24 protein-coding genes and 1 tRNA gene are annotated in these 23,858 nt (G+C 70.2%); 11 read left to right on the top strand and 14 right to left on the bottom strand.

Going from position 1 to position 23,858, the window contains the following annotated elements; all coding sequences use genetic code 11:
• The first annotated feature begins 111 nt into the window (after positions 1-111).
• From IEY87_RS37850 to IEY87_RS37840, 3 genes are all read left to right on the top strand, one after another.
• The gene (locus tag IEY87_RS37850; RefSeq protein WP_189143665.1) at positions 112-1,239 is read left to right on the top strand and encodes a CapA family protein; all 1,128 of its coding nucleotides are present in this window, start codon (positions 112-114) and stop codon (positions 1,237-1,239) included.
• 89 nt (positions 1,240-1,328) lie between these two features.
• Entirely contained in the window at positions 1,329-2,525 is a 1,197-nt protein-coding gene (locus IEY87_RS37845) for a dipeptidase (protein ID WP_189143664.1), read from the top strand.
• Positions 2,522-3,697, top strand: a complete 1,176-nt coding sequence (locus IEY87_RS37840) for an amidohydrolase (protein ID WP_189143663.1) — start codon at positions 2,522-2,524, stop codon at positions 3,695-3,697. The genes IEY87_RS37845 and IEY87_RS37840 overlap by 4 nt, the downstream gene beginning before the upstream one ends.
• A 35-nt stretch (positions 3,698-3,732) precedes the next feature.
• On the opposite strand, the gene IEY87_RS37835 is transcribed toward IEY87_RS37840, so the two are convergent.
• Positions 3,733-4,668, bottom strand: a complete 936-nt coding sequence (locus IEY87_RS37835) for a LysR family transcriptional regulator (protein ID WP_189143662.1) — start codon at positions 4,666-4,668, stop codon at positions 3,733-3,735.
• A gap of 124 nt (positions 4,669-4,792) precedes the next feature.
• Here IEY87_RS37835 and IEY87_RS37830 point away from each other — a divergent pair, with 124 nt between their 5' ends.
• The 5 genes from IEY87_RS37830 to IEY87_RS37810 all read left to right on the top strand — a co-directional run bounded on the left by IEY87_RS37830 (position 4,793) and on the right by IEY87_RS37810 (position 9,848).
• Positions 4,793-5,950: an acyl-CoA dehydrogenase family protein gene (locus IEY87_RS37830; RefSeq protein WP_189143661.1), complete on the top strand. Its 1,158-nt coding sequence runs from the start codon at positions 4,793-4,795 to the stop codon at positions 5,948-5,950.
• Positions 5,947-6,735, top strand: a complete 789-nt coding sequence (locus IEY87_RS37825; RefSeq protein ID WP_189143660.1) for an HpcH/HpaI aldolase/citrate lyase family protein — start codon at positions 5,947-5,949, stop codon at positions 6,733-6,735. The genes IEY87_RS37830 and IEY87_RS37825 overlap by 4 nt, the downstream gene beginning before the upstream one ends.
• Positions 6,736-6,744: 9 nt before the next feature.
• A complete protein-coding gene (locus IEY87_RS37820; RefSeq protein ID WP_189143659.1) occupies positions 6,745-7,902 on the top strand; it encodes a CaiB/BaiF CoA transferase family protein in 1,158 nt (385 codons plus the stop codon).
• Positions 7,899-8,717 carry an HTD2 family dehydratase gene (locus IEY87_RS37815; RefSeq protein WP_189143658.1) on the top strand — a complete coding sequence of 273 codons (819 nt, stop codon included), beginning with the start codon at positions 7,899-7,901 and terminating at the stop codon, positions 8,715-8,717. The genes IEY87_RS37820 and IEY87_RS37815 overlap by 4 nt, the downstream gene beginning before the upstream one ends.
• 84 nt (positions 8,718-8,801) lie before the next feature.
• Complete coding sequence (locus tag IEY87_RS37810; protein ID WP_189143657.1) at positions 8,802-9,848, top strand: alcohol dehydrogenase catalytic domain-containing protein; 1,047 nt, start codon at positions 8,802-8,804, stop codon at positions 9,846-9,848.
• A gap of 144 nt (positions 9,849-9,992) precedes the next feature.
• Here IEY87_RS37810 and IEY87_RS37805 read toward each other — a convergent pair whose 3' ends face one another.
• From IEY87_RS37805 to IEY87_RS37790, 4 genes are all read right to left on the bottom strand, one after another.
• Positions 9,993-10,712, bottom strand: a complete 720-nt coding sequence (locus IEY87_RS37805) for a GntR family transcriptional regulator (RefSeq protein ID WP_189143656.1) — start codon at positions 10,710-10,712, stop codon at positions 9,993-9,995.
• Positions 10,713-11,046: 334 nt separating this feature from the next.
• Positions 11,047-11,310, bottom strand: coding sequence for a hypothetical protein (locus IEY87_RS37800; protein WP_189143655.1), 264 nt, complete (start codon positions 11,308-11,310; stop codon positions 11,047-11,049).
• Positions 11,311-11,520: 210 nt separating this feature from the next.
• Positions 11,521-11,970, bottom strand: coding sequence for a beta/gamma crystallin domain-containing protein (locus IEY87_RS37795; protein WP_189143654.1), 450 nt, complete (start codon positions 11,968-11,970; stop codon positions 11,521-11,523).
• Between the two features lie 758 nt (positions 11,971-12,728).
• Positions 12,729-12,800 (bottom strand) — tRNA-Val (locus IEY87_RS37790).
• Between the two features lie 446 nt (positions 12,801-13,246).
• Between IEY87_RS37790 and IEY87_RS37785 the strand changes: the two genes are divergently transcribed.
• Positions 13,247-13,663 (top strand): SsgA family sporulation/cell division regulator, encoded by a 417-nt coding sequence (locus tag IEY87_RS37785; protein ID WP_189143653.1) that lies wholly within the window; start codon positions 13,247-13,249, stop codon positions 13,661-13,663.
• Between the two features lie 3 nt (positions 13,664-13,666).
• On the opposite strand, the gene IEY87_RS37780 is transcribed toward IEY87_RS37785, so the two are convergent.
• Positions 13,667-14,305 carry a DUF305 domain-containing protein gene (locus IEY87_RS37780; protein WP_225277998.1) on the bottom strand — a complete coding sequence of 213 codons (639 nt, stop codon included), beginning with the start codon at positions 14,303-14,305 and terminating at the stop codon, positions 13,667-13,669.
• Positions 14,306-14,342: 37 nt separating this feature from the next.
• Here IEY87_RS37780 and IEY87_RS37775 point away from each other — a divergent pair, with 37 nt between their 5' ends.
• Complete coding sequence (locus IEY87_RS37775; protein WP_225277997.1) at positions 14,343-15,743, top strand: LVIVD repeat-containing protein; 1,401 nt, start codon at positions 14,343-14,345, stop codon at positions 15,741-15,743.
• On the opposite strand, the gene IEY87_RS37770 is transcribed toward IEY87_RS37775, so the two are convergent.
• The 5 genes from IEY87_RS37770 to IEY87_RS37750 form a co-directional block, all read right to left on the bottom strand.
• On the bottom strand, positions 15,737-16,387 hold the full coding sequence (locus IEY87_RS37770) for a hypothetical protein (RefSeq protein WP_189143651.1): 651 nt from the start codon (positions 16,385-16,387) through the stop codon (positions 15,737-15,739). The two genes, IEY87_RS37775 and IEY87_RS37770, sit on opposite strands and share 7 nt — an antisense overlap.
• 140 nt (positions 16,388-16,527) lie before the next feature.
• A complete protein-coding gene (locus IEY87_RS37765; RefSeq protein WP_189143650.1) occupies positions 16,528-16,740 on the bottom strand; it encodes a hypothetical protein in 213 nt (70 codons plus the stop codon).
• A gap of 5 nt (positions 16,741-16,745) precedes the next feature.
• Positions 16,746-17,576, bottom strand: coding sequence for an aminotransferase class IV (locus tag IEY87_RS37760; RefSeq protein WP_189143649.1), 831 nt, complete (start codon positions 17,574-17,576; stop codon positions 16,746-16,748).
• Complete coding sequence (locus IEY87_RS37755) at positions 17,576-18,586, bottom strand: chorismate-binding protein (protein WP_189143648.1); 1,011 nt, start codon at positions 18,584-18,586, stop codon at positions 17,576-17,578. The genes IEY87_RS37760 and IEY87_RS37755 overlap by 1 nt, the downstream gene beginning before the upstream one ends.
• The gene (locus IEY87_RS37750) at positions 18,520-19,578 is read right to left on the bottom strand and encodes a LysR family transcriptional regulator (RefSeq protein WP_189143647.1); all 1,059 of its coding nucleotides are present in this window, start codon (positions 19,576-19,578) and stop codon (positions 18,520-18,522) included. The genes IEY87_RS37755 and IEY87_RS37750 overlap by 67 nt, the downstream gene beginning before the upstream one ends.
• A 57-nt stretch (positions 19,579-19,635) precedes the next feature.
• Here IEY87_RS37750 and IEY87_RS37745 point away from each other — a divergent pair, with 57 nt between their 5' ends.
• Positions 19,636-20,931, top strand: coding sequence for an NAD(P)-binding domain-containing protein (locus IEY87_RS37745; RefSeq protein WP_189143646.1), 1,296 nt, complete (start codon positions 19,636-19,638; stop codon positions 20,929-20,931).
• Here the strand turns inward: IEY87_RS37745 and hutH are convergent.
• The 3 genes from hutH to IEY87_RS37730 are packed head-to-tail and all read right to left on the bottom strand — an operon-like array spanning position 20,928 to position 23,690.
• A complete protein-coding gene (gene hutH / locus IEY87_RS37740) occupies positions 20,928-22,478 on the bottom strand; it encodes a histidine ammonia-lyase (protein ID WP_189143645.1) in 1,551 nt (516 codons plus the stop codon). The genes IEY87_RS37745 and hutH overlap by 4 nt on opposite strands.
• A gap of 2 nt (positions 22,479-22,480) precedes the next feature.
• Positions 22,481-23,206 carry an ArsR/SmtB family transcription factor gene (locus IEY87_RS37735; RefSeq protein WP_189143644.1) on the bottom strand — a complete coding sequence of 242 codons (726 nt, stop codon included), beginning with the start codon at positions 23,204-23,206 and terminating at the stop codon, positions 22,481-22,483.
• 43 nt (positions 23,207-23,249) lie between these two features.
• On the bottom strand, positions 23,250-23,690 hold the full coding sequence (locus IEY87_RS37730; protein WP_189143643.1) for a DUF4383 domain-containing protein: 441 nt from the start codon (positions 23,688-23,690) through the stop codon (positions 23,250-23,252).
• Between the last annotated feature and the right edge of the window lie 168 nt (positions 23,691-23,858).

Here is a 23,858-nt window from a genome sequence, read left to right as displayed (position 1 = left end):
AGCACTAAGCCATGCCTCATCGCGGCACAGTCCGGAGCGCACCTCTTTACCGCCACGTCACCATCGGACTACCATGCGGCACGTCGTACTGCATAGTGGAACGGACGATCCATGGATCTCACCGTCGTAGGAGACGTCGTCGTATCAGGGTGGCCGCGGCGCCCGGTCGTGAACCGCCCTGGACCGGGCGACTCCGCGTTCGGGCTGCTGCGGAGCGGGGATCTGACGATCGGCAATCTGGAGGCTCCGCTCACCGCGGCCGGGCAGCGCGCCGAGAAACTGGTCGCCATGCGCGCGCCGACGGCGGGCGCGGCGGAACTGGCGGGACTCGGCGTCGACCTGGTGTCGCTGGCGACGAACCACGCGATGGACTACGGCGCCGACGGCATGCGCGACACCGTGCGGGCGCTGGACGCGGCAGGAGTCCTGCATGCCGGCTTCGGCGAGTCGGTCACCGAGGCGACCGGCCCCCGGGTCGTGTCCGCCGGCGGGAGCACCCTCGCCTTCTTCAGCTTCTGCTCCGCGCTTCCGCTGGGCTACGACGCCACTCCCGACCGGGCGGGCATCGGTGCGATCCGGGTACGGCAGAGCTTCGAGTACGACACCGGCTTCCTGGAGGAGACGCCCGGCACGCCTCCGTTCGTGCACTCCAGCGCGCATGAGCCGGATGTCCGAGCGGCCGAGGCCCTGATCGGCGAGGCCAAGAAGAGCAGCGACTTCGTCGTGGTGGCGCTGCACTGGGGAGTTCCCTTCCCCTATCTGCCGACGGCGCAAGGACCCCTGGCGCAGTATCAGCGACCCCTGGCACGGCGCCTGATCGACGCCGGAGCGGACCTCATCATCGGGCACCATCCGCACTGCCTGCACCCCGTGGAGTTCTATGCGCACGGACTGATCCTCTACTCGACGGGAAACTTCGTCTTCGACTGGTGCGACGGGTGGAGCCCGGACTCGATGGTCGCCCGGGAGGACGCGCACCCGTTCGCCCCCTACCGGCCGGTCCTGTTGAAAGGCCCGTGGTATGAGAGTGCGGTGTTCCAGGTGCGGCTGGGGGTGGCCGACGCGCCCACGCTCCGGGTCGAGCCCGTCGAGCTCGATCAGGACAGCCAGCCGATCATGCCGCGACCCGAGGTGGCGGCCTCGATCCTCGCGCGGTTCGCGGAGGCGTCGAGGGATCTGGACCCGTCCGTCGTGGTGGACGACGACGGGTCCGTACGACGCCGGCCGGTCGGACGTTGACAGCGGAACGTGACGACTGCCACAGTTTGTACTGCAATGCAGAACAGCGTACCGCAATACGGCACGAAGCTCGAGAGAGGCGACATTCCATGTCCAGCCCGGTGGCCAGGCCGTCCGACTACGAGTCGTTCCCGTACATGCGGCGCGGGATCGACTTCCCCGCCGTCGAGCTGTCCGATCCCCGCCATCGCCGGAGCGGTTTCGCCGCCGCACTGGACGAGGAGCAGGTGGCACGGGTCGAACGACTGCTCGCGGACAACGTGGTGATCAGCTTCCACGACCATCCCCAACTGTTCCCTGCGGACCAGAGCGACGTGTCCGCCTTCCTGCGGACCACGCGGGAGTTCACGGCCTTCACCGAACTGCGGCGATCCGGACTGACGGCGATCTTCGACAACTGGTTCGGCGTCATCGGGAGCTCGACCCCGTCGGGATGGCAGTGGGACGACCTGATCACGACGCTCGGCATGCGCCTGGCGGACCTCGCCCACCAGGACGGGGTCGTGGTGGCGCACACGGTCCGGGACATCCTCGACGCCAAGCGCGACGGCCGCCTCGCCTTCGTCATGGGCACCGAGTCCGTGGGACCGATCGGGACCGAGCTGGACCGCATCGACGTGCTCTACGGCCTGGGGATCCGGCAGATGGGCCTGGTCTACGCCACGGCGAACACCCTCGGAAGCGGACAGAAGGACCCCAAAGACGAAGGTCTGACGGCCTTCGGCCGGCGCGCGGTGCGGCGCATGAACGCGCTGGGCGTCCTCATCGACGTCTCCCATGCCGGCGACCGGACCTCCCTGGAGGCGATCGAGGCCTCCTCGAAGCCGGTCGCGATCACCCACGCCGGCGCCCGCGGGGTGTGGCCGATCGCCCGCATGAAGCCGGACGAGGTGCTGCGGGCATGCGCGGAGCGTGGCGGCGTCCTGGGCCTCGAAGCGGCGCCGCACACCACCGTGTCCTACGACCACCGCACGCACACGATCGAGTCGGTGATGGATCACTTCACCTACGCGGTCGACCTGATGGGCATCGAGCACGTCGCGTTCGGCCCGGACACCCTGTACGGCGACCACGTGGGTTTCCACCACGCGATCAGCGGACAACTCGGTCTCACGCCGACCGACGTCGCCTACGACCGGGTCGCGCACGTCGACGGGCTGGAGAACCCGAGCGAGAACTTCCGCAACATCACCGGATGGCTCGTCGAGCACGGCTACAGCGACAGCGAGATCCAGGCCGTCCTGGGCGGCAACATCCTTCGGCTTCTTAACGAGGTGTGGCGATGACCGACATCAACGACCGGATCACCCGTGAGTTCGACCAGAACCTGAACGCGGTCCTGGACCTCTCACACCGGATCAACGCCGATCCCGAGCCGGCGTTCCAGGAACACCGGGCATCGGCGTCGATCGTCGCGGCCCTCGAAGGCGGTGGGGCGTTCACGATCGAGAAGGGAGTGGCCGACCTGCCGACGGCCTTCGTGGCGTCGGCGGGATCCGGTGATCTGGTGTTCGGCATCTGCGCGGAGATGGACGCGCTTCCCGGCATCGGCCATGGGTGCGGTCACAACGTCATCGCCGGAGCGGCCGTGGGCGCCGCGCTCGCGCTGGCGCCGTTCGCCGAGGAGCTGGGACTGACGGTACGGGTCTTCGGCACGCCCGCCGAGGAGAGCGGGACCGGCAAGGAGATCATGCTGAACCGTGGCGTCTTCGCCGGGACGCACGCCGCCATGATGGTGCATCCGTCGCTGAAGGACGTCGTCGCGCCGCGGTTCCGCGCGTCGCGGTCGTGGCGGGTCACGTACACCGGCCGTGGCGGGCACGCCTCGCGGCCGTGGAGCGCGCTGAACGCCGCCGACGCGACGGTAGTCGCCCAGGTCGCCATCGGGCTGCTGCGGCAGCAGCTGCGGGACGGCATCCTGGTGCACCACGTGGTGAAGGAGGCGGGCTCCGCCGTCAACGTCATCGCCGACCGCGCCGTGGTCGAGTGCATGATCCGGGGCGACACGATCGACGAGGTCGACGAGGTGTGGGAGCGGGTGCGCCGCTGCTTCGAGGCCGGAGCCGTCGCCACCGGGACCGCCGCCGAGTTCGCCTTGCTGCCCTCCCTCTACCGCGAGTTCCATCACGACGACGATCTGGCCGCCGCCTTTCAGGCTCAGGCGGAGGCCATCGGACGCACCTTCCCCGACTATCCGGACAAACTGTTCGGGTCGACCGACATGGGGAACGTCTCGCAACGCGTCCCCGCCCTGCACCCGATGCTCTCGTTCGACCTTCCGGCCGAGGAGGGCAACCACACCGCCGCCTTCGCGGTCGCCGCGGGAGGCCCGGAGGGCGACCGGTTCGTCCGCGACGGCGGGCTGGCGATGGCGCTCACGATCGCGGACATCGCGCGGTCCGCGCCGCTTCGCGCGCGACTGCTGGCCGGCGGCCCCGCCGTGGGCACGGATCATTGAGGACCGTCACGGTGCCCGCCGTCGAACAGGCCGGCTCAGTCTGACCGCTCGACGGCGCGGGCCGTCGGCCATCCCCCGTCCTTGACCAGCCGGCGCGCGGCCCGGACGAGTTCGGTCGCGACCACCTGCACCGCGGCCGGCACCCGGCCGCTGCGTTGCAGGGCGAGGACGACGGTGCGGGACACCTCGGGCTCGGTCAGCGGGCCGCCGTTCAGCCGTCCGGCCGCCACGTCCCCGGCGACGCCCGCGGCGGGCAGGACGCTCCACCCGCTGCCCGAGGCCACCAGCCTCTTCTGCAGCAGCATCGAGTTGGTCTGGCACACCACCGTGGGCTCGGCGTCGGTGATGTGCAGCGCCTCGTCGATCAGGACCCGGAGGCCGTGCCCGGCCACGGGCAGCACGAGGGGCTGCTCCGCCACGTGCTTCCAGGTCAGCGCGTCGGCGCCGAGAGCCGCGCCGGGCGGCGCGACCGCCCACAGCGACTCGTGGAGCAGCGGCGTGACGAAGATCGAGGGTGTCGACTCCAGGTTGTACAGCAGGGTCATGTCGACATCGCCGTCGTCGAGCCACTGCTGCAGATGGCCGGAGAAGGCGCTGAGCAGGCGCAGCTCGACGCCCGGGTGCTGCCGCGCCACCGACTCCAGCAGGGGCGCGGCGAGGATCTCGACGGTGCTCTCCAGCAGGCCGATCGTCACGATCCCCTGGACCGGCCCGCGATCCGGGCGGATCTCGGCCCGGGCCCGCTCCAGTTCGAGGAGCGCGCGACGGGCGCGCTCGGTCAGGATCTCACCGGCGGGGGTGAGCGTCATGCCCTGCCGGGTGCGCTCGAAGAGCGGCACGCCGACCTCCTCCTCCAGGGAGCGGATGTGCCGGCTGACCGCGGGCTGCACCACGTGAAGCAGGCGCGCCGCCTTGGTGACGCTACCGACGTCGCTCACGGTCACGAGCGCGGTGAGCTGCTTGAGGTCCATCGAGTCCTTCCGCCGTCATGCGCGAACCGCCTGGGGTCATTACAAATCAGCATTACACCGTACGACCTATAACAAAGCAAGATGTAAGCAGCCCTGCGCACCCACCCGCTCCGAAAGGCCCACCATGTACGAGCTCAGCGCAGATGAGACAGCGATCGTCGCCCTGGTACGGGACTGGGTCGACCATGAGGTCAAGCCCGTCGTACGGGACCTCGAGCACACCGACACCTATCCCGAGGCCCTCATCGAGCAGATGAAACAGATGGGCATCTACGGGCTGGCCATCCCCGAGCCGTGGAACGACGCCGCCGTGTCCGCGCCCTGCTACGCCGCGGTGACCGAGGAGCTCGCCCGCGGCTGGATGAGCCTGGCCGGCGCCATGGGCGGGCACAGCGTGGTCGCGAAGCTGCTGCTGAACTACGGAACCCAGGAGCAGAAGGACACCTACCTGCCGAAGATGGCCACCGGCGAGATCCGGGCGACCATGGCCCTGACCGAACCAGGCGGCGGATCCGACCTCCAGGCCATGCGCACCGTCGCGCGCAAGCAGGGCGACGAGTACGTGATCAACGGCTCCAAGACCTGGATCACGAACGCGCGGCGGTCCCAGCTGATCGCCCTGCTGTGTCTCACCGATCCGGCGGCCGAGCCGGCGCACCGGGGCATCAGCGTCCTGCTCATCGAGAAGGGGCCGGGCTTCGAGGTGTCGCGCGACCTCCCGAAGCTCGGCTACAAGGGCGTCGAGAGCTGCGAGCTGTCCTTCGACGATCTCCGCGTGCCCCGGTCCGCGCTGCTCGGCACGCAGGAGGGCCAGGGCTTCGCGCAGATGATGCGCGGCCTGGAGATCGGCCGCATCCAGGTGGCCTCGCGCGCGCTGGGCGTCGGCGCCGCGGCGTTGGAGGACGCGGTGCGGTACAGCCAGGAGCGGGAGAGCTTCGGGCAGCCCATCTGGAAGCACCAGTCCATCAGCAACTACCTCGCGGACATGGCCACCCAGTTGACGGCCGCGCGGCAGCTCGTGCAGTACGCCGCCCGCCGGTACGACTCGGGTGAGCGAGCCGATCTGGAGGCCGGGATGGCCAAGCTGTTCGCGTCCGAGACGGCCATGAAGATCGCCCTCGACGCCATGCGCATCCACGGCGGGTACGGCTACTCGACCGAGTTCGACGTCGAGCGGTACTTCCGCGACGCGCCCCTGATGATCCTCGGTGAAGGGACCAACGAGATCCAGCGCAACGTCATCGCCAGGGAGCTCGTGAAACGCAACAGGATCAGCTCATGAACTCCTGGCTGTTCGTCCCGGGCCACCGGCCCGACCGGTTCGCCAAGGCCGCCGCCTCCGGGGCGCACGAGATCATCGCCGATCTCGAGGACGCGGTCTCCCCCGAGCACAAGGACTCCGCCCGGAGCGAGGTCGTCCGGTGGCTCGCCCACGGCGGCACGGCCTGGGTGCGCGTCAACGCCGCCGGCACCCCCTGGCACCACGACGATCTGGGCTCCCTGCGGGACTCCCCCGGGCTGCGGGGCGTGGTCCTGCCCAAGGCCCAGGGACCGGCGACGGTGCGGCGCGTCCAGCGGGAGCTGCCGGGCACGCGGATCCTCGCGTTGATCGAGACCGCTGTCGGGCTCCAGGACGCGCCCTCCGTCGCGGCGTGCACCGCGGTGACCGGGCTGGCCTTCGGCTCGATCGACTTCGCCCTCGACATCGGAGCCGACGAGAGCGACGAGACCCTGCTGTTCGCCCGCAGCGCCCTGGTGGTCGCCGCACGCGCGGCCGGCCTCCCCCCGCCCATCGACGGCGTCACCGTCGAGACGCGCGACATCGAGGCCGTCCGCGCGGCGGCCGTCCGCTCCCGGCGCCTCGGCTTCGGCGGCAAGCTGTGCATCCACCCCGCCCAGGTGGATCCCGTCAACCACGCCTTCAGCCCGGAGCCGGCCGAGATCGACTGGGCCCGGAGCGTGCTCACCGCCGCCACCGCCCAGAGCGGCCCGTTCACCGTCGACGGCCGCATGGTCGACGAGCCGGTCCTGGCCAAGGCCCGCCGCATCCTGCAAGCCCGACACTGAGGAGATCTCATGCTTCCGCTGGCCGGCATCACCGTCGTCTCCCTCGAACAGGCGGTCGCCGCCCCCTTCGCCACCAGGCAGCTCGCCGACCTCGGCGCGCGGGTCATCAAGGTCGAGCGCCCCGGCGCGGGCGACTTCGCGCGCGACTACGACCGCACCGTCCACGGCGACTCCAGCTACTTCGTGTGGCTGAACCGCGGTAAGGAGTCGATCGAGCTCGACATCAAGGACCCCGGCGACCGGCAGGTGCTCGACACCATCGTCGGCGCGGCCGACGTGGTCGTCCAGAATCTCGCCCCCGGCGCGGCCGCCCGGCTGGGCCTCGACGCCGCGACGCTGCGCGCGTCGCGTCCCGAGCTCGTGCACTGCTCGATCTCCGGGTACGGACCGCAGGGACCCTACCGGGCGAAGAAGGCCTACGACCTGCTCGTCCAGTGCGAGACCGGGCTCGTCATGGCCACCGGCACCCCGGAGGCGCCGTCCAAGGCCGGCGTCTCCGTCGCCGACATCGCCACGGGGATGTACGCGTACTCGGGGATCCTGACCGCCCTGCTCCAGCGGGCGACGCAGGGGGCCGGGGCGACGGTCGAGGTCGCGATGATCGACGCGCTCGGCGAGTGGATGGTCCAGCCGGCCTACCACGCCGCTTACGGCGGGTCGGAGACCCGCCGGACGACCGCGAAGCACCCGTCGATCTCGCCGTACGGCCCCTATCAGGCCGGTGACGGGAATCGGGTGTTCGTGGGCGTCCAGAATGATCGCGAGTGGGCCCGGCTGTGCCATGAGGTCCTGGGGCGGCCCGATCTGGTCGACGATCCCCGCTTCGCCCACAACCCCGAACGGGTGGTCAACGACGACCTGATCGGTCCGCTGATCGAGTCGGCCTTCGCCACGCTCGACGCCGACCGCGCCGTCGAGCTGCTCGACCGGGCGGGCATCGCCTGCGCCCGCCTGCGGCGACCGGTCGAACTCCTGACCCACCCGCAGCTCGTGGCACGCGACCGCTGGCGTGAGGTCCGTACTCCGGGAGGTGTCGTCGAGGCGATGCTGCCGCCCGTCACGATCGCCGGCCAGGAGCAGGTGATGGGGGACGTGCCGCGGCTGGGCGAGCACAACGAGAGCCTGCGCGCCGAGTTCGGCGGAGCACGAGAGGAGGTCACCGCATGACCGGGGACCACGAGGTCATCACGCGCACCGAGGTGCTGCGGCCGGAGCCCGCCATCGCGTTCGCCGGGCTCCTCGACGTCGGCCTGCCCGACCTGGAGACCGAAGGACTCCCGCTGCTGTGGCACTGGTTCTACCTGCTGGAGCGGCCGCGCCAGGCCGACCTCGGGCCGGACGGTCATCCGGTGCGCGGCGTGCTCCCCACCCCGCCGGGACCGGGGCGGCGCCGGATGTTCGCCGGTGGCCGGGTCACCCGGCTCGGCCCGCTGGTCGTGGGCCGCGAGGCGACCCGGCGCACCGAGGTCGTGTCGTCCTTCGACAAGGAGGGGCGTACGGGCCGGCTCACCTTCACCGTCGTACGGCACACCCTCACCCAAGGCGGCGAGGTGAAGGTGGTCGAGGAGCAGGACGTCGTCTACCGTGACGCCGCGGCCCTCGGCGCGCCCGCCGAGGCGGCCCCGGTCACGCCGGTGCCGCCCGAGGACGGTGCGTGGTCCCTGCTCGTCGACCCGGTCCTGCTGTTCCGGTTCTCGGCGCTGACGTACAACGCCCATCGGATCCACTACGACCGTGACTACGCTCGCGACGTCGAGGGCTACCCGGGCCTGGTGACTCATGGCCCGCTGCAGGCGCTGGCGATGGCGGAGTCCGTACGGCGGACCGGCGTGACCGCCACTTCCCTCGACTATCGGCTGGTGTCCCCGCTGTTCGACCATCAGGGCCTCATCGTGAGCAGCGTCGAGTCCGGCTCGGGCCATGCGGTGATCGTGCGCGACCTCGGTGGCCGCGTCACCGCGAAGGGCCAGGTCGAGGCGTGAGCGGATCAGCCGGCAGGTGACCCCGGGGCGGGCGGCTCGCGAAAGGTCGCAGCCGCTGGAAGACCATGACAAAGGACAGGAACGATGGAGATGAAGATGAAGGCCGGTGTGGTGCGGCGCTTCGGCGGTCCGGACGTCGTCGAGATCGACGATGTGCCACGGCCCGTCGTAAGCGACGGGGATGTCCTGGTCCGGCTGCGGGCCGCCGGGCTGAACCGCGCTGACGTGACCGTCCGGGAGGGCCGTTTCGCCGAGCAGCAGCCGCTTCCGATCATTTTGGGCGTGGAAGGCGCCGGGGACGTCGTCGAGGTCGGCAGTGCGGTCACCACGCTGCGGCCGGGGCAGCGGGTCGTGCTGCTGCCGATGCTGGTGTGCGGATCCTGCGCCGCCTGCCGGTCGGGGCTGGACAGCCAATGCCACGCGCTGAAGTTCCTCGGCGAGCACACCGACGGCACCTACGCCGAGTACATCGCGGTCCCCGCGCGTAACGCGATTCCCGCCCCGGAATCTCTCGGCTACGCCGAACTGGCGGCGAGCATCCTGGCCTACCTGACCGCCTGGCATATGCTCGTGACGCGTGGCCGGCTGCAGCCGGAGGAGACCGTGCTGGTCGTCGGGGCGGGCAGCGGCGTGGGCAGCGCCGCCGTCCAGCTGGCCGGCGTCCTGGGCGCGCGGGTCATCGCCACCACCGGAACCGACGACAAGCGCGACAGGCTCCTTCGGCTCGGCGCGCACGAGGTCGTGAACTACAGGCAGGTTCCCGAGTTCAGCGACGCCGTCCGGACGCTGACCGAGGGGCGCGGCGCGGACCTCGTCCACGATTCGGTCGGCGGGGCGACGATCCAGCAGTCCATTCACGCGCTGCGTCATGGCGGACGCCTGATCGGCATGGGATCGCACTCCGGTCCCCACGCCGACATCGTCCTGTACAGCCTGTACCGCAAGGAGATCGACTTCCGTGGCGCGCACGCCGCCGACTCTCGCGAACTCGCCGAGGTCCTGCCCATGCTGGCCGACGGGCGGCTGCGTCCCATCGTCGACTCGGAGTTCGCCCTGGACAACGCACCGGCGGCCCAGGAACGGCTGGTCAGCCCGGACCGCTTCGGCAAGGTGGTGTTGACCATCGAGTGACCCGGCATGCCGTCCCTGAGTCCCGCCTTGCCAAGGGGCGGGATTCAGAAACGGGATGTGCACTGCAATATGCCGTGGACGGCGTCAGGAACGCATCGACCCGCTGACGCTCCGTCAGCCCCCGTCAGTCCCCGTCAGTCCCCGTCAGTCCAGGAAGCGGCCGGCGATCCGGGAGGCGTTCGAGCTGTGGCTGTGCGCCCTCATCAGCTCTTCGGCCCGTTCTCCGTCACCGGCGGCGATGGCCTCGAAGATGGCTCGGTGCTGCCCGTAACGCTCGCCAACGGCCTCCCGGTGCTCACCCCGCACCTGGGACAGAACGCTGCTGCGCCGCTCCGCCGAGTCGAACGCCTCAACGGTGCGCAGCATCTGCATCAGGGTCGCGTTGCCGCTCGCCTGGTCCACGAGCGAATGAAAACGCTGCATGCGGACCTGAACCTCGATCACCAGGTCCAGCTCTCTCGCGCTCCCCGGCGCGACGTCGCGCATCTCGGTGCGCAGCGCGTCCGCCTCGCCCAGGCACCGGGACATCTCACGGCGCTGGGCCGCCGTCGACTTCTCCGCGGCCAACCGGGCGGCGAGCGCCCGGAGCACATCCTCGATCATGGTGAACTCGCGCAGCTCGTCCTCGCCGAACTCGGCGACGCGGACAGATCTGGGCCCCGTCCGCTCGACCAGGCGATCCTGCTCCAGCCGCCGCAACGCCTCGCGGACAGGGGTCGCGCTGATGTTGAGCGACTCCGCCAGACCCCGCTCCGTGACCTTCTCCCCGCGCTGCAGAGAGCCGGTGACGATGGCCTCGCGGATGGCGGCATACGCCTGATCACCGAGAGTCACCGGCGAGGGAAGCTGAGAAAGCGCGGCCATGGATCGCATGGTATTTGCTACAGCATCCTTGTCAACCATGATCCGGATCCGCCGGCGGTGATGCCCGCAGGGTATGACCGCCGGCGCTGCGAAGAGTCTTTCCCTTCACCTACGCGTGCCGCTGACATGAGCCGCTCGAAATGAGCATCAGCCGAATAGGGACGATGAGCGTATCGGTGATCTAAGCACAATACCGCTGATGCAACCGTGGGCCTGTTCTGCGCGGTCCAGAGGTTGCGAAGGCCGGCCACCTGATGGTTGACCAGTCGCCTGACCTGGGAAACATGGTAGGCGATACTGGGATCGAACCAGTGGCCTCTTCGATGTTGAGCAGTCACGACAAGTTCTCGACTTGGCGTTGCACCTGGTCGATGAATATCTGCACAATGGCGGCAATGGCGGATATCGTACCGATGATCAGAGGTAGATTGAGTTCAATTTCCTCTTCGTCAAGAACACCCTCGCTTGGATCTGAAGGATAGGCCGACATCCTATTGCCTCCCGCGCAATCGTGCACCACCTCGCCCGACTCCTGCACGAGAAAAGCCGACTGCGCGGCACTCCGAATAACAGTCGAGCGTTGACCCCGTTTCGGCAAGCGGTCATGGTGCCGCACAGGTTGCGCGGGGAGCGTGACACCGCAGAAGCCGCGATCACCACGCCCCCGGCCCACCGCCTACCGCTCCACGAAGGCAGTGACGTTCTCGCAGGTCAGGAACCAGATCTCCACGAGGCCCTCGATCGCGCCCAAGCCGCTGGCGAACCCTCTTCAACCACGACCACCTACAGGAACTTCAACGAGATCACGTCAGTGGATTCGAAGTGTTCCGACACACACCCAACCCACCGTCGGGAATGTCATGACAGTACGCCTGGGGATGTACGTTGGATTCGCCGAATGATCGTCCCAGAACGTGATGTCGTTGTTTCCCGTGGAGATTTTGTTCGCCCACCAGCAGTTCGACGATCCGGTGAAATCGTAGGACTTCCAGGTCCCGGCATTGGCGAAGCATATGTTGCCGCTGTGTCCCCACAGTTCCACAAAATTGTGATCGCCGCATGAGACAGTGTTGATGGCGTAAGCACTGCCCGCCGGCGCCGCCAGCGTGAAAGCGGAAACCAGCGCCGCCACCAACGCGAGAGATTTCAACTTCGAGCGCATCATGCTCCTTGGATTCGTGTAGATCTTGTTTTCTTCTTCACGGTAAGGGGCCTTATGGAAAGCTGTCAATCCCTGAAAATGCGGAGGCGGTTCCATGCCGAAGCGGCCCCATCAGGGCTGTTCATGCAATTCTTTTCTCGTTCATCCGCCGCTCGAATTTGTTATGGATGCTTTTCTCATATCGTTCATCTGACGCTCGGATGTCCCGTCGCCCCACGCAGAACTGCTGCGGGCCGAACCCTGGTCAACGCGCCGGCTGTTCGCTTGGCTGGTGGAGCCATTCCTGTCGATCGCCCTGCTGGTCGTCGTCGGCGCCCGCGCCTACCCGGCCACCCGCGGCCGGCGACTGGACGAGCCCAAGCTGATCCGCATCGAGTGGCTGTTCCTCGCGCTCACGCTCGGCATGAACGCCTGGCCGTACCCGCCCTGGGCCGTCGCTGAGTTCTCGCTGTCGCGGCTGCTCCTGCACATCCCGGGGCCGATCGTGGCGGCCTGGTTCACCCACCGGCCCGCCGAGATGGCGATATGCCCGTCCGGTGTCACCGCCGGGCTACTGGATGCGACACAGCTTCGTGTCACCGTTGGACACAGCTTCGTGTCACCGTTGTCCGCAGACCTTCGTGTCACCGTTGTCCGCAGACGGTGTTCCCGTCGAGAACATCGCCCGGTTGATCGGGAATGCTGGCGGGTCAGCGGTCACCGAGCAGGTCTACCGTCATCAGATCAAGCCCGTCATCCAGGACGGCGCGACTGTCATGGATCGGATCGTCCCTGGCGGCGACCGCAGAGCGGGGCAGTCACCCGAAAGATCAAAAAAGCCGCCTCCCGCATTCGGGAGGCGGCTCTTGAGCCGGTGGGCGATACTGGGATCGAACCAGTGACCTCTTCGGTGTGAACGAAGCGCTCTCCCCCTGAGCTAATCGCCCGGCAGGTCGGTGCCTTACGGTGCCGACGGGGAAAACCATACCGCATCCCAGGGGCCGCTGGCGAAACGGCGAGCGAGCGGGCCCGGAGGCGGCGGCAGGTGGATGATTCGGGTGAAAGGCGGCGGTTGCCCATCGGTGTGGCGGCCGGGTGGCATACCATCGTCCTGTCCCGGGTAGACGCCGATCGTGATCCACGCCGTAAACGTTCTTGGAGCCTCTCGGAACCTGGCTTCGCCCCACGCAAAACCCTTGCAAATACGACCCGATAGATGCCGTTTAGCCAGCTAGAGGGCTAAATGTCCAGCTGTGAGTTGCGTTACAGAAGGCCCTTGGAGCGGAATCTTTCCTACAGGTTTCTTCGTTCCGCGTCATAGCTCAAGGACGAAGTCCGCAAGAGCAGTGAAAGCCCCGCAGAGGGGACCTACGACGAAAAGGTTTGGCTGACGATGAACAGCACCACCGTCTCCGCCGAGCTTGGCCTTCGGCTTGTGGTCCCCGACCGTACTACCGTCCCCCTGCTCGCCGGACTGAGCTACACAGCCGACGATCCGTACGCCATCCGCATGGCATTCCACGTAGGGAACGACGAACCGGTCGAGTGGATCTTCGCACGCGAGTTGCTGACCGTCGGGATCGTACGACGGGTCGGCGACGGCGACGTGCAGGTGTGGCCGGCGCGCGCCGACGGCGAGCGCACGCTGCACATCAGCCTGACCTCCCCCTTCGGGCAGGCGCTGTTCGAGGTGCCGTTGGCGCCGCTGACGGAGTTCCTGCACAGGACGTACGAGAAGGTGCCCGCCGGCCGCGAGGCCGACTACATGGATCTGGACGCGGAGCTGACCAACATGCTCTGGCCCTCCTGAGCCTCAGCCGGGCAGTGTGTCCAAGGTCGTGCGCATCCTGGTGATCTCGATGCTCTGGCCCGCGTACACATCCCTGGCCATCCGCCGCATCCGCTGGTCACGGCCGCCCGCGAGCTGCTCCCCCGCCATCCGGACCGCGCCCTCGTGGTGCCGGATCATGAGCTCCAGGAACATCCGGTCGAAGGCCGCGCCCCGGGCCGCGCGCAGCTCCCGCAGCTGCGCCTCGGTGGCCATGCCGTAGCCGTCCCCCGCGCCGTCGTGCGTGTGCCCGCCGGGGACGGGGCGGCCGAGAGCCGTCAGCCAGTTCGACATGATGGTGATCTCGGGCTGCTGGGTGAGCGCGATCTGGTCGGCGACGGCCCGGATCGCGGGGCTGGTGGTGCGGTTCGGCACCAGCCCGGTCATCTCCAGGGCCTGCCGGTGGTGCGGGATCATGCCTTCGGCGAAGCGCACGTCCGCGGCCGTCGGGCTCGCGGGCAGCCGCCCCACGCGCTCGCCGGGTGTCGCCGTCCGGCCCGTTCCGCCCGGCTGCTGGGGGACGATCACCGGAGCGTCGGTGCCCACCGGCGCCGGGCGTTCCGGCTCCTGGCCGCAGCCTGCCGACCCAGATATCAGCAGAACCGTGACGAATAGTGCGCACATTCGGGACTTCTCTGGCATAGCTTCCATACTGAGCTATGTGACGAGGGGGACAGGCGTGATCTTCGCCAAGGTTCGGGGGGCGGCGCTGTGCGCCGCCGTTCTGCTGGTATCCGCGTGTGCGGCGAGCCCGGAGCAACCGGCGGCCGCGCCGCCGACCCAGCAGCCGAGCACGCAGCCGGGCACGCCGTCGAGCAGCCTTCCGCCGGGCCAGGTCAAGACCAGCGACAACGTCAAGCTGGTGACCAACGTGCCCCGCGCGGCCCCGCTCAACGGCGCGGACGACTGGAACACCGACCTGGCCTTCCAGGGCGACTACGCGTTCGTGGGCAACTTCGGCGGGTTCTCGATCTACGACATCAGCGACCCGACCGCACCCAAGACGGTGAGCCAGGTGGCCTGCCCCGCGCAGCAGAACGACGTCACGGTCCACGGCGACCTGCTGATCCTTTCGGTGGACGAGCCGCGCAGCGGCGAGGGCTGCGACTCCACCGATGAGGAGCGCGCCTGGGAGGGCCTGCGCATCTTCGACATCAGCGACAAGAAGAGCCCCAAGTACGTCTCCTCCGTCGCCACCGCCTGCGGCTCGCACACCCACACGATGGTGCCGAAGAACGACAAGCTGTACGTGTACGTCTCCTCCCCCGGCCCCGAGCCGGACTCCAAGACCTGCCCGCCGCCGCACAAGCTGCTGCAGATCGTGGAAGTCCCGGTGAGCGATCCGAAGTCCGCGCGGGTCGTCGCCGCGCCCGACATCCCGATCAAGGGCGCCGAGGAGGGCTCCGTCGGCTGCCACGACATCACCGCCTTCCCGGAGAAGAACCTGGCCGCGGGCGCCTGCTTCGGTGACGGCGTGCTGCTGGACATCGCCGACCCGGTGAACCCCAAGCTGCTGCAGCAGATCAGCGACCCGGAGAACTTCCAGATCTGGCACTCCGCGACGTTCAACAACGACGCGACCAAGGTCCTGTTCAGCGACGAGCTGGGCGGCGGCGGCGCGCCGACGTGCGACGCCAAGACCCCGGCCACCAAGGGCGCGGACGCCATCTACGACCTCGTCGACGGCCAGTTGCAGAAGCGCGGCTACTTCAAGATCCCGCGCGAGCAGCAGGAGAGCGAGAACTGCGTCGCCCACAACGGCTCACTGCTGCCGGTGCCGGGCAAGGACATCATGGTCCAGGCGTGGTACCAGGGCGGCGTGTCGTTCGTCGACTTCACCGACTCCGACAACCCGAAGGAGATCGGCTACTTCGAGCGCGGCCCGTTCGACGGTGAGGGCGGCATCGCCGGCTCCTGGTCGGCCTACTACTACAACGGGTACGTCTACTCCTCCGACATCCAGCTGGGCCTGGACGTCCTGGAGATCACCGACCCGCTGACCGATCCGGCCAAGCAGGTCAAGATGGACGACTTCAACGTCCAGACCCAGAAGACCTACTGAGGCGCCTCGATCGTGCCGGTGCGCCAGCCGCTGTAGCCGGTGGTCCAGGAGGACGCGAGCACGGCCTCCTGGATCGGCGCCCGCCAGACGAGCTGGAAGGCCCGCGGGCAGTTCCGCTCGTCCAGCGTGAGCTTCCAGTTGAGGGTGCTCTTCTCCAGCTCCTGCCTGCTCCAGCCGCCGGCGATCTCGGCGAGGATGTCCTGTACGGTGTGCGGCGCGGTCGTGGTGACGAGCGAGCCCATGTAGACGCGGTCTGACCTGCTCAGCCTGGGGGTGAGCGCGACCAGCTCAGTAATGGCCCCGACGGAGGCCACGAACGCGATGACGCGGGTGTACAGCACGACCCCGGTCTCGTCCTTGCCCTTGACCTCGCGCCCGTTGAGGTAGACGCCCTCCCGCTCGCCGGCGCCGATGACCACGACCTGGTCGTCGTCTGTCTCGGGGGTGGTCAGGGTCATGGTGACGTTCACGCTGCCGGAGCCTTCGGTGGCCGGCGGATCGTGGACGAGGCTGCCCTTGGCCGTGGCGGTGAAGCTGCTCTGGGACAGCCCGCCCTCATGGGTGAAGTCGGCCATCGGCGTGCCGGCGAGGGCGGCCCGCAGCGCGGCGGCGAGCGGTTGCGGCTCACCGGGCGGCGCCGCCACGGCCTCGGGAGCGGACGTCGGCTCGGTCGCCGGGGTGCCGGACGTGGTCCGCCATCCGACGGCGGCGGCGATCCCCGCGGTCAGCGCTCCCGCCCCGAACAGCAGCAGCCTGCGCCGCGAGACGGGGGCGGGCGTGGCGGCTATGGCGTCCCACCGCCCGTCAGCACCTTGATGGCCATGCGCTCCGCACCGTCGGCCCCGCCCAGATAAACGCCCAGATAGACGCCCGGGCGGACGCCCGGACGGACGCCTGGGCGGACGCCCGGACGGACGGCGTCCTTGCCAGGCCGGCCCACGATGCGGTGGTCGCCGAGCCGTTCGGGATCTCCCGGACGCGGCTTGCCAACGGCCAACGCGATCAGGGATCGATGTCGGCGGCGGAGCGCTCGGCGAAGACGCGCATCGCCTTGGCGGTGATCGGGCCCGGCGCGGTGGGCAGCACGGTCTCGTCGACCAGCGCGATCGGCTGGATGTCACGGGTGGTGGAGGTGAGGAACGCCTCCTCCGCGCCGTAGAGCGCCTGCAGCGGCACGTCCACCTCCTCGGCGCCGAACCACTCCACGACCAGCGCGCGGGTGACGCCCGCCAGGCAGCCGGAGGCGAGGGTCGGGGTGAGCAGGTGCCCGTCGCGGACGATGAAGATGTTGGACCCGGTGCCCTCGCACAGGTCGCCGGCGAGGTTGCCGAAGATGGCCTCGCCGCCGCCGCGCGCCTTGGCGTAGGCCAGGGCCTTGGCGTTGTCGCCGTAGGAGGTGCTCTTGACGCCGGACAGCGCGCCGCGCTCGTTGCGCGGCCACGGGACGACCGTGACGTTCGCGGTGGCGGGGAACGGCTTCTGCTCGTCGACGATCACGACCGAGGTGCCGCCCTGGTCGCCGCGGTCGGAGCCGAGCGGGCCGGGGCCGCTGGTGTAGGTGATCCGGATCCGGCCGAGCGTCCAGGCGGGCGCGGCGGCCAGGCACTGGTCGATGCCGTCGGCGATCGCCTTGACGTCGGGCTCGGGCAGGTCCATGCGCTGGGCGGAGAGCGTGAGCCGGTCGAGGTGCCGGGTGAGGGCGAACGCCCTGCCGTGCACGATCTTCACGGTCTCGAAGACGCCGTCGCCGACCATCAGCCCGTGGTCGAACACCGAGACGCTGGCCTGCGCGGGGTCGAGAAGCTCTCCGTTGACCCAGACAGGGATGTTCATCAGTTGCCTCCTGAGGATGCCAGGGCTATCAGCCTGGACGCTTTGAGCTCGGTTTCGACCCACTCTCGCCTGGGGTCGCTGCCCCAGGTGATGCCCGCTCCGGTGCCGAAGCGGATCTCGTCGCCGGTGATCCAGAAGGTCCGGATGCTCACCGCCAGCGCCGCCGTGCCCCGATCGGCGTCGACCCAACCCACCGCACCACAGTAGGGCCCGCGCGGCTCTGGTTCGAGCTCATTGATGATCCGCAGCGCGGACGATTTGGGCGCGCCGGTCACCGAGCCGGGCGGGAACGTGGCGGCGAACAGCTCCGGCCACCCCATTCCCGGCGCGAGCCGGGCCCGCACGGTGGAGACGAGGTGCGCCAGGCCGGGGTGCTCCTCGATCGCGCAGAGCTCCGGCACCTCGACCGATCCGACGGCCGCTACCCTGCCGAGGTCGTTGCGGACCAGGTCGACGATCATGACGTTCTCGGCGTAGTCCTTGGCCAGCATGTCGTCGGCGGTGACGCCGGTGCCCTTGATGGGCCGGGACTCGACGACGTCACCGGCCCGCGACAGGTAGAGCTCGGGGGAGGCCGACACGACGGTGAGGCCCGGCACCTGGATGACGGCGGAGTAGGGGGCCGGGTTGCCGGCCGCGAGCCGGGCGGCCAGCGCCAGCGGGTCTGCGCCGGGGGCGACGGGCGCGGTCAGCACCCGGCACAGGTTGGCCTGGTAGACCTCGCCGCGCTCGATCTCGTCGCGGATCGCCTGGACGCCGCGCTCGTAGGCGGCCTGGTCGAGCGAGCTGCGCCACTCGTCGAGGCGCGGGCCGGGCCAGGCGCCGCGCGGCTCGGGCAACGGTGCGGGACGAACCTGGTCGAACCGGGCGCAGGTCACCTTGCCCTCGTAGTCGGCCACGACGGCCCACCAGCCCTCGCCGTCGAGCGCGGCGAGGTCCGTCGTCACGTCGCGCAGCCCCGTGGCCAGCCGGTGGCCCAGGTGCGCGAAACCGTCGTACACGCTTCCCATTCTCCCAGCATTCCAGCGAGCCCCCGCGCCGCGGGCAGCGGCCTGTCCGGAAGGGCGGCGTACACCGTCCGCGCGGGCATCTGCCCGCGCAGCGGCACCAGCACCAGATCATGAGGTACGGCGCGGGCCGCCAGTTCGGGGACGAGTGTGACGCCGAGCCCGGCGGCCACGAAGCCGAACTTCCCCGACCATTCGGCCACCCGCAGCCCGCCGCGCGGCGTGAACCCGGCGGCGGCGCACGCGTCCACCAGCAACGTCGGCTGCCCACGCGGCGCCGCCTCGATCCACCGCTCCCCCGCCAACTCCCGAAGATCAATCCCACCCTCCGGCGACTCCCGAAGATCGCCCCCACTCTCCGGCGACCCGGCCACCGTCCCGCCCTGGCAACACCCCGGCGCACCGCCCTCGTGGCCGTCGCCGGATCCGGTGCGGCTTCGGGCCAGGGGGTGGTCGCGGGGTAGGGCGACCAGGAGGCGGTCCTCGTACAGGGGGATCAGGCGGCCCGCGAAGGGGGGCAGGCCCGCCGGGTAGTCGCTGATCACCGCGAGGTCCAGCGCGCCGGCGGCCAGCCGGTCGGTCAGGCGCGGGCTGAGTCCTTCGACGAGCCGCAGCTCCACCTCTGGATGCCGGTCGGCGAAGCGTTTCAGCGTCGCGGGCACCAGGTCCACGTTGGCGGTGGCGAACGCGCCGACGCGCAGCGTCCCGCCGCTGCCGGCGTGGATCGCGGCCAGTTCCTCGCCCGCGCGGCCGAGCCGGTCCAGCACGTCGATGGCGTGCCGGTGCAGCGCCGCTCCCGCGGGCGTGAGCCGTACCCCTCTCGGCAACCGTTCGAAGAGCGGCCCGCCGGCGGCGCGTTCGAGGGCGGCGACGCGGCGGGAGACCGCCGACTGGGTGTAGCCGAGCAGCTCGGCGGCGGCCGTGAAGGAGCCGCTCCTGGCCACCTCGTCGAGCAGGCGCAGGGCGGTGATGTCGAAGGCATTCACATCAGGCATGGCTGGTATGCAATCTAGTCGCTGGTGGAATACCGCACATTCCCTTTCACTGAGGACGTGATTGCATTTCTCGGACAGGGACGCATGGGCGTCCCCATGGCCCGGCGGCTCAGCGAGGCCGGGCACGAAGTGACCACGTGGCGGCGCGGCAGCGGCGTCACCGCGGCGGCGGCGGTGGACGGGGCGGACCTGGTCATCACGATGCTGCGGGATCCGGACGCGGTACGGGAGGTGCTGGCGGCGGCCCTGCCGGGGCTGCGGCCCGGCGCGACGGTCGTGGAGATGTCCACGATCGGGCCCGAGGCCGTGCGCGAGCTCCGCGCGGCGCTGCCCGCGGCGGTGCGCCTGGTGGACGCGCCGGTGCTGGGCAGCGTCGGCCCGGCCGCGGACGGCACGCTGACGGTGCTCGCGGGCGGGGACCTGTCGGGCTGCCGCGAGATCCTCGAAGTCTTCGGCACCGTGCGCGAGCTCGGCCCGCTGGGCGCGGGGGCGGCGATGAAACTCGCCGTCATGAGCGCGCTGGTGCCCGCCCAGGTGCTGCTCGCGGAGACCTTCGGGTACGCCGACGCGCACGGGATCGATCGTGGCGCGCTGGCCGACGTGCTGTCGGGCACCCCGCTCGGCGCGCTGGCCGGGCGGCTGCACGCCCCGGCCCAGGACACCCGCTACGCGCTCGGGCTCGCCGCCAAGGACATGGGCCTCGCCGCCTGGCCGGGCGCCTCCCTGGCGAGCGCCGCCCTCACTCGCCTGCGCGAGGCCGAGGCGGCCGGCCTGACCGACCGCGACATCACGGCCATCGCCGACCACGTACGCGCCACACCACCCCAGAACCCGCCCCACCAGAGCCCGTCGGCACCTCCGAGCCCGGCTTCGGCACAGACCCACGCGGAACCGCACAGCCGAGTGGAACCGCAGAGCCGGGCGGTGGCGGTCAACCCGGAGACGGTTCCCGCCACCAATGGGTTCTACTCGCACGCCGTGCGGGTCGGGGACATGCTCTACATCTCCGGCCAGGCGGCCTTCGACGAGCGGGGGGAACTGGTCGGCGTGGGCTCCATGACGGACCAGGCCGAGCACGTCTTCCAGTGCCTGTCCCACATCCTCGCCGACCAGGGCGCCACGTTCGACGACCTCGCCTTCCTCAGGACGTACCTCACGGACATGGATCTGCGCGTGGAGTACGGACAGGTACGCAGGAAGTACATCACCGGCGCCCCGCCGGCGAGCACGACGGTGGAGGTGTCGCGGCTGTTCATGCCGGGCCTGCTCCTGGAGATCGACGCGATCGTCGCCCTGCCGGGCCCGCGCCAGCGGCCGCGGTCGGCGCCCTGCCGTGCTCGCGCCGGCGGCTAGGCGAGCGGGCCCGTCACCGACTCGACCGCGTCCAGCACCGTGCCGTCGGCCACGAACCGGACCGCGGACTCGATCTCCGGCGCGAGGAAGCGGTCCGGCCCCGGCCCGGGGACGGTCTCGCGCAGCGCCCGCACCACGGCGGCCGTCGCCGGGGCCGGCGTCAGCGGGCGGCGCAGGTCGAGGGCGCGGGCGGCGGTGAGCACCTCGATGGCCAGCACCCGGGTGAGCCCGTCGATCGACCGGCGCAGCTTGCGGGCCGCCGACCAGCCCATCGAGACGTGGTCCTCCTGCATGGCCGAGCTCGGGATGGAGTCGACGCTGGCGGGCACGGCCAGCCGCTTCAGCTCCGACACGATGGCCGCCTGGGTGTACTGGGCGATCATGTGGCCGGAGTCGACGCCGGGGTCGTCGGCCAGGAAGGCGGGCAGTCCGTGGTTGCGGGCCACGTCGAGGAAGCGGTCGGTACGGCGTTCGGACATCGAGGCCAGGTCGGCGGCGACGATGGCCAGGAAGTCCAGCACGTAGGCGACGGGGGCGCCGTGGAAGTTGCCGTTGGACTCCACCCGGCCGTCGGCGAGCACGGCGGGGTTGTCGACGGCGCTGGCGAGCTCCCAGGTGGCGACCGTCGCGGCGTGCGCGATCGTGTCGCGGGCCGCGCCGGCGACCTGGGGGGCGCAGCGCAGCGAGTAGGCGTCCTGGACGCGGGTGCAGCTGTCCGGGTCGCGGTGGCTGGCCATGATGCCGGAGCCGGCCAGGACGGCCGTCATGTTGGCGGCCGCGGCGGCCTGGCCGGGGTGCGGGCGCAGGGCCTGGAGCTCGGGGGCGAAGACGCGGTCGGTGCCGAGCAGCGCCTCCACGCTCATCGCGGCGCTGACGTCGGCGGTCCTGGCGAGCCGGGTGAGGTCGTGGATGGCCAGGATGAGCATGCCGAGCATGCCGTCGGTGCCGTTGATGAGCGCCAGGCCCTCCTTGGCGGCCAGCTCGACGGGGTCGATCCCGGCCTGCTTCAGCGCCTCGGCGGCTTCCGTAATATTTCCGGACTTATCCCGTACGACGCCTTCGCCCATGAGCGTGAGGGCGACGTGCGCCAGCGGGGCCAGGTCGCCCGAGCACCCCAGGCTGCCGTACTCGTGCACGACCGGCGTGATCCCCGCGCTGACGAGCGCGGCGAGAGTCTTGGCGGTGGTCGGCCTGATGCCGGTGTGGCCGGTGGCGAGGGTGTGCAGCCGCAGCAGCATGAGCGCGCGCACCACCTCGGTCTCCACCTCGGGACCGTTGCCCGCCGCGTGCGAGCGCACCAGCGAGCGCTGCAGCTGCGCGCGCAGCTCCGGGTCGATGTGGCGGGTGGCCAGCGCGCCGAACCCGGTGGAGATGCCGTACACCGGGACCGGGCTCTCGGCCAGCTCGTCCACGCGCTGCCGCGCCGCCGCGACGGCGGCCATGGCGTCGTCCGTGAGCCGTACGGGGGCGCCGTGGCGCGCCACCTTGATCACATCGTCGAAGGTCAGGGGCTCGGGACCGACGTTCACGACTCCGTTGTCGCGCATGATTACTCTCCCGCATAGGTAACTGGCGTATGCGATGTTAGCTCCTTACCCGGGAACAGTTCCGCCAGCCCCTGCCTGCCTTCTTCGGTGAGCGTCACCGCGCGGGGTGTCGTGCCCGGCCGGTACCACCCTCGCTCCAGCAGCACCCCGGTGATCGCCGCGCCCAGCGCGCCGCCGAGGTGCGCACGGCGCTCGGTCCAGTCCAGGCACTCGGGCGCGAACCTACGCCTGGTCGCCCGCGCGCCCGCCACGTCGACGCCCAGGCCCGCCAGCCGCCGCTCGCCCTCGGCGGTCACCTCCTCGCCGTCCAGGCAGCCGCCCGCGCGCAGGCCGTCGAGCAGCGCCACCCCGGCCCGCCCCGCGAGGTGGTCGTAACAGGTACGGGCCTCCTCCAGCAGCCGGGCCTGCCGCGACTGGCGCAGGGACCGCACCGGCGGCCGGGCGCTGACCCGGGCCAGCACCTCCAGCACCTCCGCCACCTCGTGCCCGGCCAGGCGGTAGTAGCGGTGGCGGCCCTGCCGCAGCACGTCCACCAGGCCGCCGTCGAGCAGCCTGGCCAGGTGCGCGCTCGCGGTCGCGGCGCTCACACCGGCCAGCCGGGCCAGCTCCCCCGCCGCCAGCGCGCGTCCCCCGAGAAGCGCCGTCAGGATCGCGGCCCTGGTCGGGTCGGCGATGAGCGCCGCCACCGGGGCGATATCGGCATCGCGTGCCGCGTGGTCAACAGCCATGCCGTGACGTTAACTCACTCACGTTTCGTCCCCCGTCGAAGCGTCACCGGTGCTGCCCCCTACGGCGGCTCAGCAGCAGGCCGAGCGCGATCATGCCGACGCCCAGCAGGAAGTGCAGCCAGTCGTCGGCCGTGTTGAGCGGCACGAAGTTGGCGGTGCTCGCCTTGCCGATGAGCAGCCCGTACAGCCACAGGATCAGATAGATGATCCCGCCGCCGACCAGGAACGTCCGCGCCGTGGAGACGGCCCGGGACATGAGCACGCCCGCGATCCCGAACAGCAGGTGCACGATGTTGTGCAGGATGGACACCTGGAAGATGCCCAGCAGGTACGCCTCGGAGTGGTGGCCGGCGAACCGCATGCTGCCGTAGCCGGTGGTGATGCCGGGGATGAATCCGAGGATCCCGACCAGCAGGAACACCACGCCCACGACCAGCGCGGCCAGCTGGAGGGGTGTCCGAGTATGTGACTTCGGGGTGACCATGTGACCCTCCCGTTCACTGAGTTTCTCGCCCGGCCTGGGCGAAAGTCCCCCATCTGATCCGGGTGAGTGCCCGGTGCGGGTTGACCTTTATTGCCACCTGCCCGCCAGGTGGGGTCTTATAGTCGGCTCGGCGTCCGTTTTCGGGCTCCGGGCCGCTTACCGGTGGGC

The sequence above is a fragment of the Nonomuraea glycinis genome (genome assembly GCF_014646515.1).
GTDB lineage: Bacteria > Actinomycetota > Actinomycetes > Streptosporangiales > Streptosporangiaceae > Nonomuraea > Nonomuraea glycinis.
This window is presented reverse-complemented; position numbering and strand designations above follow the sequence as displayed.